General features: G+C 37.4%; 15 protein-coding genes. 8 read left to right on the forward strand and 7 right to left on the reverse strand.

The window, feature by feature from the left end; translation table 11 throughout:
- Window positions 1-7: 7 nt before the first annotated feature.
- The gene (gene ald / locus BVC88_RS19215; protein WP_075352355.1) at window positions 8-1,126 is read left to right on the forward strand and encodes an alanine dehydrogenase; all 1,119 of its coding nucleotides are present in this window, start codon (window positions 8-10) and stop codon (window positions 1,124-1,126) included.
- Between the two features lie 165 nt (window positions 1,127-1,291).
- Here ald and BVC88_RS19220 read toward each other — a convergent pair whose 3' ends face one another.
- Window positions 1,292-1,897 carry a DUF6992 family protein gene (locus BVC88_RS19220; RefSeq protein ID WP_075352356.1) on the reverse strand — a complete coding sequence of 202 codons (606 nt, stop codon included), beginning with the start codon at window positions 1,895-1,897 and terminating at the stop codon, window positions 1,292-1,294.
- Between the two features lie 323 nt (window positions 1,898-2,220).
- Between BVC88_RS19220 and BVC88_RS19225 the strand changes: the two genes are divergently transcribed.
- On the forward strand, window positions 2,221-2,613 hold the full coding sequence (locus BVC88_RS19225; protein ID WP_075352357.1) for a DUF302 domain-containing protein: 393 nt from the start codon (window positions 2,221-2,223) through the stop codon (window positions 2,611-2,613).
- A gap of 176 nt (window positions 2,614-2,789) precedes the next feature.
- Here the strand turns inward: BVC88_RS19225 and BVC88_RS19230 are convergent, their stop codons facing one another.
- The 3 genes from BVC88_RS19230 to BVC88_RS19240 form a co-directional block, all read right to left on the reverse strand.
- Entirely contained in the window at window positions 2,790-3,731 is a 942-nt protein-coding gene (locus tag BVC88_RS19230) for a nucleoside hydrolase (protein WP_075352358.1), read from the reverse strand.
- 61 nt (window positions 3,732-3,792) lie between these two features.
- Window positions 3,793-4,407 carry a LysE family translocator gene (locus tag BVC88_RS19235; RefSeq protein WP_075352359.1) on the reverse strand — a complete coding sequence of 205 codons (615 nt, stop codon included), beginning with the start codon at window positions 4,405-4,407 and terminating at the stop codon, window positions 3,793-3,795.
- On the reverse strand, window positions 4,404-5,957 hold the full coding sequence (locus BVC88_RS19240) for a GH3 family domain-containing protein (protein ID WP_075352360.1): 1,554 nt from the start codon (window positions 5,955-5,957) through the stop codon (window positions 4,404-4,406). The genes BVC88_RS19235 and BVC88_RS19240 overlap by 4 nt, the downstream gene beginning before the upstream one ends.
- Before the next feature lie 49 nt (window positions 5,958-6,006).
- On the opposite strand from BVC88_RS19240, the gene BVC88_RS19245 reads away from it, so the two are divergent.
- From BVC88_RS19245 to BVC88_RS19270, 6 genes are all read left to right on the forward strand, one after another.
- Window positions 6,007-6,672: a YggS family pyridoxal phosphate-dependent enzyme gene (locus tag BVC88_RS19245; protein WP_075352361.1), complete on the forward strand. Its 666-nt coding sequence runs from the start codon at window positions 6,007-6,009 to the stop codon at window positions 6,670-6,672.
- A gap of 28 nt (window positions 6,673-6,700) precedes the next feature.
- Entirely contained in the window at window positions 6,701-7,081 is a 381-nt protein-coding gene (locus BVC88_RS19250; RefSeq protein WP_075352362.1) for a DUF423 domain-containing protein, read from the forward strand.
- 10 nt (window positions 7,082-7,091) lie between these two features.
- Window positions 7,092-8,381 (forward strand): D-alanyl-D-alanine carboxypeptidase/D-alanyl-D-alanine-endopeptidase, encoded by a 1,290-nt coding sequence (locus tag BVC88_RS19255; protein WP_245803687.1) that lies wholly within the window; start codon window positions 7,092-7,094, stop codon window positions 8,379-8,381.
- A 319-nt stretch (window positions 8,382-8,700) separates the two neighbouring features.
- A complete protein-coding gene (locus BVC88_RS19260; protein WP_175574451.1) occupies window positions 8,701-9,555 on the forward strand; it encodes an alpha/beta fold hydrolase in 855 nt (284 codons plus the stop codon).
- Complete coding sequence (locus BVC88_RS19265) at window positions 9,552-10,064, forward strand: RNA polymerase sigma factor (protein ID WP_175574452.1); 513 nt, start codon at window positions 9,552-9,554, stop codon at window positions 10,062-10,064. The genes BVC88_RS19260 and BVC88_RS19265 overlap by 4 nt, the downstream gene beginning before the upstream one ends.
- Window positions 10,054-10,635 (forward strand): hypothetical protein, encoded by a 582-nt coding sequence (locus tag BVC88_RS19270; protein WP_075352365.1) that lies wholly within the window; start codon window positions 10,054-10,056, stop codon window positions 10,633-10,635. Before BVC88_RS19265 ends, BVC88_RS19270 begins: the two co-directional genes overlap by 11 nt.
- A 12-nt stretch (window positions 10,636-10,647) precedes the next feature.
- Here BVC88_RS19270 and BVC88_RS19275 read toward each other — a convergent pair whose 3' ends face one another.
- From BVC88_RS19275 to BVC88_RS19285, 3 genes are all read right to left on the reverse strand, one after another.
- Window positions 10,648-11,355 carry a hypothetical protein gene (locus BVC88_RS19275; RefSeq protein ID WP_075352366.1) on the reverse strand — a complete coding sequence of 236 codons (708 nt, stop codon included), beginning with the start codon at window positions 11,353-11,355 and terminating at the stop codon, window positions 10,648-10,650.
- Entirely contained in the window at window positions 11,303-12,370 is a 1,068-nt protein-coding gene (locus BVC88_RS19280) for a hypothetical protein (protein ID WP_075352367.1), read from the reverse strand. Before BVC88_RS19280 ends, BVC88_RS19275 begins: the two co-directional genes overlap by 53 nt.
- Before the next feature lie 61 nt (window positions 12,371-12,431).
- A complete protein-coding gene (locus BVC88_RS19285) occupies window positions 12,432-12,683 on the reverse strand; it encodes a hypothetical protein (RefSeq protein WP_075352368.1) in 252 nt (83 codons plus the stop codon).
- Window positions 12,684-12,870 lie beyond the last annotated feature (187 nt).

A 12,870-nucleotide genomic window follows, 5' to 3' on the forward strand; every position in this document is an offset into this window, starting at 1 on the left:
CAAAGACATGATAATAGGTGTTCCCAAAGAGATTAAAAACAATGAAAACCGAGTAGCGCTTACGCCTGCCGGTGCAAAAGAATTGGTTAAAAGAGGTCATACTGTCTACGTACAGCATACTGCTGGAGAAGGTAGTGGTTTTTTGGATGAAGACTATGAAACGGCTGGTGCGAAAATCCTTCCTACCATCGAAGCAACTTATGAAATTGCTGAGATGATTATGAAGGTAAAGGAGCCTATCGAAGCAGAATACAACCTGATTAAAGAAGGGCAGTTACTTTTTACTTATTTCCATTTTGCTTCTTACGAACCATTAACCAAAGCAATGGTTGCTAGAAAAGCAGTTTGTTTGGCTTATGAGACCGTTGAAAAAGCTGATCGTAGCTTACCACTTTTGGTTCCTATGTCAGAAGTAGCAGGTAGAATGGCTATTCAGAAGGGTGCAAATTACTTAGAAAAACCACTAGGGGGAAGAGGTATTCTTCTTGGAGGAGTACCGGGTGTTCTTCCTGCGAAAGTATTGATTTTGGGTGCAGGTATCGTAGGTACTCAAGCCGCTTGGATGGCAGCTGGTCTTGGAGCAGATGTTACCATCATGGATGTTAATTTACAGCGTTTACGTTACCTCGCTGATGTAATGCCTGCAAATGTGAATACGATGATGTCAAATGAATTCAACATTCGAAAACTGATTCAAAATCACGACCTAATTATTGGTGCAGTATTGATCCCGGGAGCAAAAGCACCTCACTTGATCACTAGAGACATGTTGAAAGAAATGCTTCCAGGAACTGTTCTAGTTGACGTTGCAGTCGATCAAGGTGGATGTATTGAGACTTGTAAGCCAACTACGCACCAAGATCCTACCTATGTCATTGATAATGTAGTTCACTATTGCGTAGCGAATATGCCAGGAGCAGTGCCTTATACTTCTACCCTTGCTTTGACCAATGCTACCCTTCCATATGCAATTCAATTAGCAAATAAAGGCTGGAAAAAAGCTGCACAAGAAAACGCAGAATTGGTTCCAGGCTTGAATGTGATTAATGGAGATATCGTTTATCAGGCTGTTGCAGAGGCATTTGATATGCCTTATGTACCAGTTAGCAACTATTTAGCTGACTAATTTAGTCTAACCCCCTATTGAATCCCCCTTGCTAAAACAAGGGGGATTTTTTTTACAATCTTAAAATCAGAATATTCCCCAAAATTTCCAGATTAAAAAAGTCATTTCTACTGAGTTTTGAAATCTCCATAAACAACTTTTATATAAATTTTTGGTCACCAGTTTTTACCTTTTGGACAGTGGAATATTCATCGAAAATCCATTCGGATGTATACTCATTTGTTGCACAATAGCTGGTAATTCCTTGGAATGAACAGCATGAAATGTGTACATCAATGCGTCGAAAGTAAATAGAAAAGCTCCTTGAAGAATGATGGATTTGCCAAAGCCTATAAATTTATCTTTACTTAATCTCAGGCCTCGCTCTTTCAGATACATCCCTCCTGCCATATAGGCCACATCTAAAGCAGCATTAAACAATAAAATTTTCTCAATCTTTTGCTGAGAGTTCATTGTTCCAAAAAAATCACTGTTTGCTATTTCACCGTTAGCCTGCCAAAAGCCAAACCCTGCGATAATTAAGTTAACAGAGTTCCAATAGATATTCATTTGGTGAAAAGCCTTCGTCTGCCCAGTAGAATTACTAGCTCCGATGCCTCCCCAAATCATATTTCCAACTGCCCAAGAACCCAAGATGATCATTCCTGATTCATTGTAATTTATCCTGGTTTGATTGAAAGCAGTTAATTCCGGAATTTCTTGTGCAATGGCATTCCAAGGAATAAATAGTAGAAATAAAACTATAAGAATAAGAAATAGGTGATTTTTCATGTGTTTATAATTTTTCTATTTGGCCACATGGAATCTTGCATTTCGATCCAGATAGCCATCGGGACACCCCACTGTGTGACGTTATCCTCATGCTCGATTTCATGTGTTTATATTGTTTTTTGGAGGTCATATTGAATCTCGCTGAGATTACAATCATGCTAGTGTGTGATATTCTCGTCACGCTCGATTTCATAGGGATAGAACTTGCTTTCAAATGATGTGTTTTTGTGTTTTTAATCTAAGAATAAAAGATCCCATGTGATAAACTACACTGAAACACGTCTCAATTAATTGTAAATTAAGGCATTAAAAAACCAAAAAACATGAGCTATTTTCAATCAAAACAAGTTTCCGCAAAATCTCTTCAAACTGTTAGAGAGCAGGTCGAAGAGCTACTTAAAAAAGAAGGTTTCGGTATTTTAACCGAAATAGACATTCAGGCAACTATGAAAAAAAAGCTTGATAAAGAGTATGCACCCTTTTTGATCTTAGGTGCTTGTAATCCTGTTTTTGCTGACAAAGTATTGCAAATTGATCCTCAGATAGGCACACTCTTACCATGCAATGTAGTAATAAGAGAAATAGGCTCTGAAAAATATGATGTGTCTGTAATGGATCCAAAAATAGCGATGGCCGTTGTAAATAATCCGGAAATTGAAAGGTTTGCAACAGAGGTTCGAGAAAAACTAATGAATGTATTACGAGGGCTTAATTAATTCAGAGTTAATACTAGGTTTAAATATTATTAACGGAGCTATTATTTATCAGGCTGTTGCTGAATCATTTGACATGCCTTATGTTCCGGTAAGTAATATCTAGCTAACTAAATCCAAGTCATCTAAAACAAAAATCCTTCAAGCTTTCAACTTGAAGGATTTCTAGTTTTACTTTTTTAGGGTTTACTATTTAGCGTTGGTTTTTCTTTTATAGACTGCCAAAAATCAGCTTCCATCGCATCCTTATCTATAGCGGTATGAATTTTAATCTCCCTTTGTTTGTAACCTACAGGAGTTGTAAAATAAGAAGTGCTTGTCCATTCTGGATGAATAAGACCTTCGATTATTGCCAAATCCCACATGGTCCACTTCGTTTTTTCAGGATCAGCTTTAGTCCACCAGCGATCAAAAGTCTCCCATCGACCTACCAAATAATCTCCCAAAGCTGATTTCCCTTTAAGATTCTTATCTACAATCGTTTTTTCAAAAACCAAATTTTGACTAGTCGTAGCCGACATGACAGTCAAATCAAGCCCTTCTGTTTCCAAAAGGACCCGAACGGCAAGCGTATCGTTGCCAGAATTAAACTCTTTCAGATTATAGCTATTGGTTTTTGGATCATGCCAAAAGCCCAAATAATGAACACGGATCTTCGGGATAATCTTGGGATCTTGAAGTATCGCAGAAGCGACATTCGTACAACTTCCCAAAACTACCAAATCAAGCTTTTCCCCTTTCCTGAGCTTCAATGCTGCATTTACTATAAAAGTGGAAGCTTCGGAGACTTGAGGTTCGTACATATTTTTAATAGGTTCGTTGGCTCCAATTGGCAAATTCAGCGCGGATCGTCCCATGAGCTCAGTCAATTTTTCATTGATTAACTGGCTTTCCCAAACCGAGGAATCAGAAGCTAAAGGTGAGGTGTGAAATTGTGCAGAAGTGATGGCAATTAAATCGATAGTGGGTTCCTTAATTGCTCTAGCCAAAGCATACAAATCATCTACTTCATTGGCAGTATCGGCATCAATGATCACTTGAAGTTTTTCAGTTTTATCATTTTCCTGAAGAAAAAAGAAAAAACTAATAAAGCTCAAAATTCTAAGAATAGAGAAAATCATAGGTTTAAAAGATGTGAATATTTGGAGCAACAGAATTCAGGCTGATATTCGTTCCTTTTTGTCAAGTCAACCAAATCATTCGTATTCCATATCCGATCATCAATACTCCAACAGCTTTATTCAGCCAAAAGAGCACTCGATCGGTGACTAAAGGTGCAAGTTGCTTCGCTATAAAGGCTTTGAGTAAGTCTATCAAAAATACTGTACCCAAAATCCCTACATAATAAAGAAGGAAATCACGTTGGGTGAATGACTCTTTCAATTGAACTACGGAAGCAATAGAAATCCAAAAAAGCATTACGAATGGATTGATCCCGTTGATTCCAAAGCCTTTTGCGAATGCTGTTCGTTTTTTGGCTCGAGGCAAATCAATCCCCCCGGAATTTGGACGATTTACTTTTTTCTTCAAAATAGAACTGATGCCAAAGCCAATCAAAATCAATCCACCTCCATAGCCCAAATAAGTTTGGAAGGATTCAAAACCCGCAATAAACTTGATTCCAAAAAAAGTGATCAATACATAGATCAAATCACTTGCTAAGATTCCTGTTGCTAAAGTTGCCGCATAGCGAAACCCATTGGTAAGACTTGCCTGAATCAAAGCAAAAAATACCGGCCCGATCAAGGCCGACAATAATAGCCCAACACTAAACCCCTCTCCTAATGCAGCAATCAATTTTTATCCGAATTAAGTGATAGAAACTCAAGCCAAGAAGCCGCCTTTGCTCCTTTCAATACTCGAGGGAATTTGTTTTGTCCACCTTCTTTACCTTGAGTTCGCATCCAATCGTAAAAAAGCTCAGAGGGCAAAAGTGTCACATAGACCTCTTTAAGTGCATGCTTACGCTCCACGGCATAGTCATCATTGAGTTCGCAGAGTTTTTGATCAATCAAGTTTCGAATGAGTTGAGCATCTAATTGATCTTCCGTACCTAAGTACCAGTGGTGGGCAAATAGATTTCCTTCCGAAATTCCCAGAACTGTAAATTCCGTAAAACTCGTATTCAGTTCTTCTGCCGCCATTTCAACAGCTTTATTCATATTGTCGACCGACAAATGCTCTCCACAAAGACTTAAAAAATGCTTGGTACGTCCTGTAATGATAATCTCAGCTTCGTCTTTCGATACAAAACGAATAGTATCTCCAATCAAATATCGCCAGGCTCCTGCGCAAGTGGTGATCAATAAAGCATAATCAACCTGCTCTTCTACCTCGTCTATTTTTAGTGTTTTGGCATTGGGTAAAATATTCCCCTCGTTATCGAAATTCTCCTCATTAAATGGAATAAACTCATAGAATATTCCATTATTCAAAACTAGTCTCATTGACTTTCTATTAGGGAAGGCCTGAAATGCCAAGAATCCTTCTGATGCCAAATAAGTTTCGATGTAAGTAAGCGGTTTTCCTAAGAGCTTTTCGAAGCCCTTTTTGTAAGGCTCAAATGAAACTCCTCCATGAACAAAAATCTGAAGATTAGGCCATATCTCATGGATATGCTTCACATCATAAAACTCAATGATTTTTTCCAATAAAATCTGAAGCCAAGCAGGTACGCCAACAATTATTCCGATATCCCAAGTATTTGCCTTTTCTACAATTTGATCTAGTTTGTCACCCCAGTTTTTATTCCTTGCAATCTGTTTACCTGGCTTATAAAATCGCTGGAACCAAATAGGTAGCCTTCCAGTGGTGATCCCGGAAAGGTCTCCCGAGAAATAGGTGCCGTTGAATTCCAAATCTGTACTTCCCCCCAGCATCAAAATCCCCCTTTTGAACAAGGAAGCAGGCAATCCTTCGAAATGTGAAAGTGAAAGAATCTGTCGCACACCCGTCTTCCGAATGGCTTTGATCATATCTCTGGTGATAGGAATATATTTGGATGTTGCTCCTGAAGTTCCGGAACTCAGGGCAAAATGCTTTACAGCGCCCGGAGAAGTGACATTGGATTTGCCTTCAAGTAACAAATGCCACCATTCCTGATAAATCTTATCGTAATCATAAACAGGGATTTGTGTTTTAAACCGAATATAAAACTCATCTCCCGGCTTTCGAAAGGAAGACAATATTGATTTAAAGTCATACCGCTTAGCTATAGCTGTTTCCCCGCTCTTAATCATTAATTTCTTCAGCGTATTCCGTTGCAGCTCCATCGGGCTGGAATAATCCTGCTCTAAACTTTCTTTCAGTCTAATGCCTTTCTTTAGTAAAGTACTGAGTATCGCCATATCTTTGTTTTAGCCACTCGGACAAAAAATTAGTCAATAAAAATAGCCAATGGATATCAAAGCAAACCTTCTAGCAGTAAAAAAATCTTTTCAAAACCCGGAATGCAAACTCATCGCAGTCAGCAAAACCAAACCTATTGAGGCTTTGAAAGAAGCTTATGAAGCCGGAATCAGAGACTTTGGAGAAAATAAAGTTCAGGAAATCCAGTGGAAACAACCTGAAATGCCAACGGATACCCGATGGCATATGATCGGGCACCTGCAAAGCAACAAAGTCAAATACATCGCTCCGTTTGTCCATCTGATTCATGGAGTTGATTCGTATAAACTTCTGAAAGAAATCAATAAGCAGGGAAAAAAAATCGATCGGGTAATTCCTGTTTTACTTCAAATTCACATAGCAGAAGAAGAAACCAAGTTTGGCTTTGACAAAGCAGAACTGAACGAAATGTTTGCTGATCCTGATTTTTTGACTCTTAGTCATGTGCAAATCAAAGGACTGATGGGAATGGCGACTTTCACGGAAAACCAGGATCAAGTCCGAAAAGAATTTCGAGGGCTCAATCAATTATTTGAAGAATTGAAATCAAAAGTACTTCCACCATTTGTCCAATTGGAAGAGATTTCCATGGGAATGAGCGGTGATTATTTGATTGCTCAAGAGGAAGGAAGTACGATGGTTAGAATTGGTTCGGCAATTTTTGGAGCCAGGTAGTTCATTTTAAAATCAAGAGTTTGAGATCATGAATGGAAAAAAACTAATTCAAATTGCTTCCATATTTGGAGCAATCGCTGTTGGAATCGGTGCATTTGGAGCGCATGGATTGAAAGAAATTTTAGCAGAAACTGGCAGATTAGAGACCTTTGAAACTGCCGTCAAGTATCATTTCTATCATTCTTTGGCACTTTTGATGATCGGGATTTTATACCTTTTCAAGCCCGATTGGAAACAATTAAAACTAGCCGGAGCCCTAATGATACTAGGAATTCTGATTTTCTCAGGTTCGCTTTATATCCTTTCCCTTACAGGAATTACTTGGTTGGGAGCAATTACTCCACTTGGTGGAGTTGCCTTTATTCTAGGCTGGGCATTTCTATTTTTGGCGGCTACAAAAAATTCTTAATTCCATTTTCATGCAGAAATCACTGCTTTTTGCTTTTCTATTTCTTATCTCCCTTACTACAAAAGGGCAACTGACTCCTGATCAGTTTTTAAGAATGGAAAAGGCAGTAGGTCCTGGAAGTTTTTTCAATAATCATCTTTCCGGTTTCATCCTCGAAGATATGGATGCGAAAACCGTCCTCTATGAAAAGAATTCACATTTAAATTTTATTCCAGCTTCCACTACCAAACTATTTACGCTTTTCTCTGCGATCACCATCCTAAACGACAGCACGCAAACGCTCAGATATGTGACCTCTGGGGACACGATTCACATTTGGGGAAGCGGAGATCCGAGTTGGAAGTATAAAAAATTTCAGGATCCCGGAATCCAAAAATTGATTCAGGCTTTTAGCCATGTGGTTTATTCAGATGCCAACATGGACTCCCCTGCTTTTGGCTATGGTTGGCAGTGGGACGATTACTATTACGATTATTCTGCTGAGCTGACTTCACTACCTATTTTTGGCAATCTTCTCGAAGTCAGAAAAGAAGGAACAAAGCCTATTGTATTACCAAAGCGATTCCAAGATTCAGTTTATCAGACAAGCCGAACCATACGGGAATTAGAACGAGATTTTCACCATAACAGATTCTATTACAATCCAGCGAATTTTCGAGGATCAGAGCGATATATTCCGCTTTTGACTTCTCCTGAGCTTTTTGTCAAACTTGCCACTGAAGCAACGGGAAAAACATGGCACTATCGAAAGGATGCCTTGCCCGAAAACCACCTTTCTTATCGTGGAAGTCCGATCTTCCCCATGCTGAAAGAAATGATGCTGGAAAGCGATAACTTCTTAGCAGAACAATTGATGTTGATGGTTTCCGATCGGCTTTTTCAGCGCTTGGATACTGAGCGGGCAATCGAATTTATGCTCAAGACCTACCTTTTTGATCTTCCTGATCAACCCAAATGGGTGGACGGCAGTGGGCTAAGCAGACATAATTTATTTACTCCGAGGACCATGGTGACCTTATTCGAAAAACTTTATCGAATGATACCTGATCATGAGCTTTTTGAGCTATTGCCAACTGGCGGGGTTTCTGGAAGTCTTAAGAATAATTACCAGGCAGCTCAACCTTATATTTTTGCCAAAACTGGGACAATGAGTAATAACCATAGTCTTGTCGGCCTAATCAAAACCAAAAGTGGGAAGACCTACAGCTTCGCTTTTATGAATTCAAACTACCTGAACAAAGCATCTGAAGTAAGAAGTGAAATGGAAAAAGTGCTTTTGATGGTGCGGGATATGCTTTGATTGAGACAAGAATCAAGAGACAAGACAATGGTAGTAAGAAACTAGTATCAAGTTTCGATAGAAAGCCGGCGGTAGGAATAGCTTAGATACTGGTAATCACCACAGCGGATCGAATTGACTCCACTTCAAAAAATTTTGAATAATTTTTTTAATAAATCTGTAAGGTTTTTGGGACGCTTGAGTCTAAAGAAAAAAAAACTAATTATCACAAATGAAATCGAGCATGTCGTAATCGACACACAAAAAGATTATTATAAAACTTGCGAGATTCCTCCCTATAGCTATCGGGATGACCATTGAAAAAACAAATTACAATCATATGAAAAAACTCATTCTTCTTTACTTCCTAGCTTTAGGTATCGTCCAAATTTCGTATTCCCAATCCCTTGACGTCAAAATCAGCGGTTCGGGTCAGCCGATTATTTTGATTCCTGGCCTCGCTTCTTCTGGTGAGGTTTGGGATGAAACTGTCGCGAAGCTTTCTTCAAATTATGAATGCCATGTGCTCACTCTTCCTGGATTTGCAGGACAAGCTCCAATTGATCTTAAGGATGGTTTTCTCCCTCAGATCGAAAAAGAAATCGGAAAGTACATCAGCAATCTCAATCAGCCGGTAATCCTGATCGGTCATAGCTTAGGCGGATTTCTTTCATTACAACTTTCTAATAACTACCCTGACAAAGTCAAAAAAGCAATCATTGTCGATTCTTATCCTTTCTATTCTGCAGCTATGAATCCGGCAGCGACTATCGATATGATGAAACCCATGGCGGCCCAAATGAAACAAATGCTCAATGGAACATCAGTGGAGGATTTTGAAAAACAACAAACTGCCGGGATGGCAATCATGACAGCGAGCCCTGATAAAATTCCCTTAGCAGTGAAATGGTCTGTGGCAAGCGATCGAAACACCTTTTCTCAGGCGATGTATGAATTGATGCTGACCGATTACAGGCAAAACCTCAGCACGGTCAAAACACCACTTCTTGTACTAGGTGCTTGGTATTCAGGCAAGGATTATGGCTTGACTGCCGAAACTGTAGAAGCGAATTTCACGAGACAGTATCAGCTCGCAGAAAACGTACAAATCGAAATGGCACCAACTGCCCATCACTTTATCATGTGGGACAACCCGGAATGGTTTATGGAACAGGTCAGTGCATTTATTCAATGAAAAATAAAAAGGAAATCCAGTTTGAACAGCTTTACGAATCACACAAAGATCGGATCTATAGACTTTGCCTCGGATTTGTAAAAGATGAAGATCAGTCCAAAGACCTCTTTCAGGAAATTCTGATCAAGATCTGGAAGCATTTGGATGGATTTAGAAATGAAAGTGAAATCAGCACTTGGATCTATCGAATCGCATACAACACAGCCATTACGTTCGTGACCAAAGCAAAGAAAATCAATGATAAACATACAGAAATCCCAAGTGACTTAAACCTTTCAGATGCTGATTATCCATGTTCTAAAGTAGACCAACAACTTAATTTACTTTATAAAGCCATCAATGAGCTTCCAGAACTGGATCGAATTATTGCTACGCTCCTTTTGGAGGACAGTTCTTATCGCGTGATTTCCGAAATCTCAGGAATTTCTGAAAACTACGTAGCGGTCAAAGTCAATCGAATCAAAGCCACACTTAGCAAAAAACTTAATCCATTAATCCATGGAAACTAACTTCTCTGACATCCAACAACTTTGGCAAAGCCAAAAAGCAAAAGAGCTAGATCTAAATCTGCTTATGCAACAAATGAACAAAGTTGAAAAAAAACAAAAACTGGAATGGATGCTTGCCTTAATCTTGACTCCGATTACCATCGTATTCCTAGCCATCTTTTTACCCTTAAAAGACAGCGTTTTAGGTTCTCTGAGTTTGATCCTGATTGGACTAGGGATGGGTTGGGTAATCTATCTCAGCTCAAAATCAAAACTCAGTGCTCAGAATAATCCTGAAGTCTTTTCAAATCAAGAATTTATCAAATCTCAAATCAAAAAGCTGAGCCTACGAAATAGGATCATTCGCAAACACATGATCAGTTACGGGCTAATACTGATCCTTGCAATCAACTTGGCGTATCTCGCAGTCCTTGAGCCACTTTCGACGGGTTTTAGAATCTCCGCGCACCTTGGAGCTAGTTTGATGATTGTTGTTATCATGTTAATCACGATTCGTAGAAAATCCAAAAAGTATGATCAGGAATTGAAACCAATTATAAAACATTTGGAAAGCCTATTAATGAATTCTTGAAAAATCATTGAATTAGTCTAGGAAAAATGTCTTTTTAACTCTTTGACATTTATTATATTTTAGTCCATAGCTTGAAAATGCATTTAAAATAGATTCCTCATTGGTTATAGAAAATTTAAAATTAAAAGAATCAGTATAAGGTGCTGGCTCCAAAAAGAAAATTGGTTTAAAATTATTATTCAATTTATTGACCAATCCCAACAATGTATACCCGGAAAGGTCTAGATTTTTTCCTTTGGAGTTATCCATGCTCTTTACACCATTCTTTGAAACATACCTATAGTTGTCTAAAACACTCCTATTACCTATCGATATACAATATCCGTCAATAGTTTTTGAGCTTATTCTAGCATTGAATAATTTGTTTTTATTAAAAGCATCCCAAATCTTAGTAAGCACATCATTATTTAGTTCGGAAAAGTCTAAAATTTCCAATCGGTAAAAATCGCCCAAAAGTCGCTTTCCAACTACAAACTCAACTGAAGGGAACAAATTTGAAAATACTTCTTTGATGTTCCCTCCAGAAACCTGCTTGCCTGGCCCAGAAGAAGAACTAAGATCCATTTGACCGTCAGTTTCAAATTTTAATAACCTGACAGTCCCATCTTCGAAGCGTTTTTCGAATATCAGGTCTAATTTCGCAACTTGGGTTTGAGCAAAACTTGAATTATACCCCAAGCTCAGAAATAGGAAAAGAAACAAGTATAAAAGAATTTTCATAGTTTTTTAGTTTTTGAAATAATCCATTGAATTCCCCCGAAGAATTGTATTCTATAAATGATTCATCAGTAACCAGAAGATATACCTTTCCATTAAAAATTTGTGCAATTAAAGGAACCTTTACTTTATCGGTTTTCAGAATCACCTCCTCTACTAAAATACTGGTATTAGTTGTCTTATTGGTAACGGCTTGAAAGTATTTGCCATTTTTAAGCAAACTGAAAAAACGATAATCTTCATCAACACTTATTGAAATTGGATAAAACACTAAATCCTCAAGTTTATCTTGAGAATTCCCATTATCAATTGGAGCAGAAGTGAAATTTAGTTTTTCTATAGAAAATCCTGCTTTTTGATCCCGAAAAACTACTAACGAGTCGTTTTGCATTCTTGAAAACACAACCTTATCCTTGTACTTAAAAAAAGAATCTCCAGCCAACACATTAAACTGATAAGAATTATCAAGAGAAGATTTATAATTAAAATATTTACTCTTTTCTTTTAGATTTGAAAGAGGAAATAGAAAAATCTGGAAATTTAAGGTCGAATCCTGATTCAATGTATTTGGAGTTTGATAAGCGATAATTTGATCCTTAAAAATCTCAAAACGTGTAGCATCAATCCCTAAATCAATTGTGTTCAGTACCTTTTTTAATTTTAGATCATAAGAAACCAACAATCCTTTTGCTTCACACAACATGTAAAGAATTCTATTTTCAACCGTAAAATCGGAAATTATGCATCCTTCTAATTCAAAGTCAGATTCGCTATTTATAATCAAAGGTTGTTCAGAATTATTACTATAGTAAAATATTGAATTATTATTCAGAAAAATAAACCCATCTTCAAAAACTCTCCATTTAGATACAACACCAATAAAATTGGTTTGATCTAGGTCAATTATCTTATAATTTTTGATTTCAATAGAAACAGGATCTAAATCATTAATTTCAGAAAATTTATTTTCTGAAATTGTGCAGCCGAATAAAAGAACAAGTAACAATAAATATCGCATAAACATTTAATTTAAAGTTGGATCAAAAGAATTTGACCCAACTAAATTCCAACCCACTAACTTAAGGAGCAATACTTGGATTTTCGACACAGTTCGCAGATGTTGCATTACAACAAGCGTAAAAACCTTCTCCACAAGAAACTGATGGACCTTTTACCGCCCACAAACCAACTCCTAGAATTGTAACCTGACTTCTAAACGTACATGATTCTGCTCCAACCCCTCCTGCAGCACAATCGCTTCCTAAACTCCTACCCATTGTCATAAAGAATAAGGCAACTGCAAAAATTGAAATTTTGATTGATTTAAACATAGATAAATATTTAATAGTTAAACATGAATCAAATGAAAAAAAAAAAATTAATATTCAAAACTTTACCACCTAATATTTTAATAAATTTTTATTATTATTAACATAAGAAATATTTATTATTTCATAAAAATATCGTTGATATCCATATTTTATAATTTAATTCAATAAAATATCACCCCTCATAGAG

The sequence above is a fragment of the Algoriphagus marinus genome (assembly GCF_001936475.1).
Taxonomy (GTDB): domain Bacteria; phylum Bacteroidota; class Bacteroidia; order Cytophagales; family Cyclobacteriaceae; genus Algoriphagus; species Algoriphagus marinus.

Excerpts from the sequence above, each read along its gene's own strand:
- ald (WP_075352355.1), top strand. The coding sequence starts at position 8 with ATGATAATAGGTGTTCCCAAAGAGATTAAAAACAATGAAAACCGAGTA.
- BVC88_RS19220 (WP_075352356.1), bottom strand. The coding sequence starts at position 1,897 with ATGAAAAATCACCTATTTCTTATTCTTATAGTTTTATTTCTACTATTT.
- BVC88_RS19225 (WP_075352357.1), top strand. The coding sequence starts at position 2,221 with ATGAGCTATTTTCAATCAAAACAAGTTTCCGCAAAATCTCTTCAAACT.
- BVC88_RS19230 (WP_075352358.1), bottom strand. The coding sequence starts at position 3,731 with ATGATTTTCTCTATTCTTAGAATTTTGAGCTTTATTAGTTTTTTCTTT.
- BVC88_RS19240 (WP_075352360.1), bottom strand. The coding sequence starts at position 5,957 with ATGGCGATACTCAGTACTTTACTAAAGAAAGGCATTAGACTGAAAGAA.
- BVC88_RS19245 (WP_075352361.1), top strand. The coding sequence starts at position 6,007 with ATGGATATCAAAGCAAACCTTCTAGCAGTAAAAAAATCTTTTCAAAAC.
- BVC88_RS19250 (WP_075352362.1), top strand. The coding sequence starts at position 6,701 with ATGAATGGAAAAAAACTAATTCAAATTGCTTCCATATTTGGAGCAATC.
- BVC88_RS19255 (WP_245803687.1), top strand. The coding sequence starts at position 7,092 with ATGCAGAAATCACTGCTTTTTGCTTTTCTATTTCTTATCTCCCTTACT.
- BVC88_RS19260 (WP_175574451.1), top strand. The coding sequence starts at position 8,701 with ATGAAAAAACTCATTCTTCTTTACTTCCTAGCTTTAGGTATCGTCCAA.
- BVC88_RS19265 (WP_175574452.1), top strand. The coding sequence starts at position 9,552 with ATGAAAAATAAAAAGGAAATCCAGTTTGAACAGCTTTACGAATCACAC.
- BVC88_RS19270 (WP_075352365.1), top strand. The coding sequence starts at position 10,054 with ATGGAAACTAACTTCTCTGACATCCAACAACTTTGGCAAAGCCAAAAA.
- BVC88_RS19275 (WP_075352366.1), bottom strand. The coding sequence starts at position 11,355 with ATGAAAATTCTTTTATACTTGTTTCTTTTCCTATTTCTGAGCTTGGGG.
- BVC88_RS19280 (WP_075352367.1), bottom strand. The coding sequence starts at position 12,370 with ATGCGATATTTATTGTTACTTGTTCTTTTATTCGGCTGCACAATTTCA.
- BVC88_RS19285 (WP_075352368.1), bottom strand. The coding sequence starts at position 12,683 with ATGTTTAAATCAATCAAAATTTCAATTTTTGCAGTTGCCTTATTCTTT.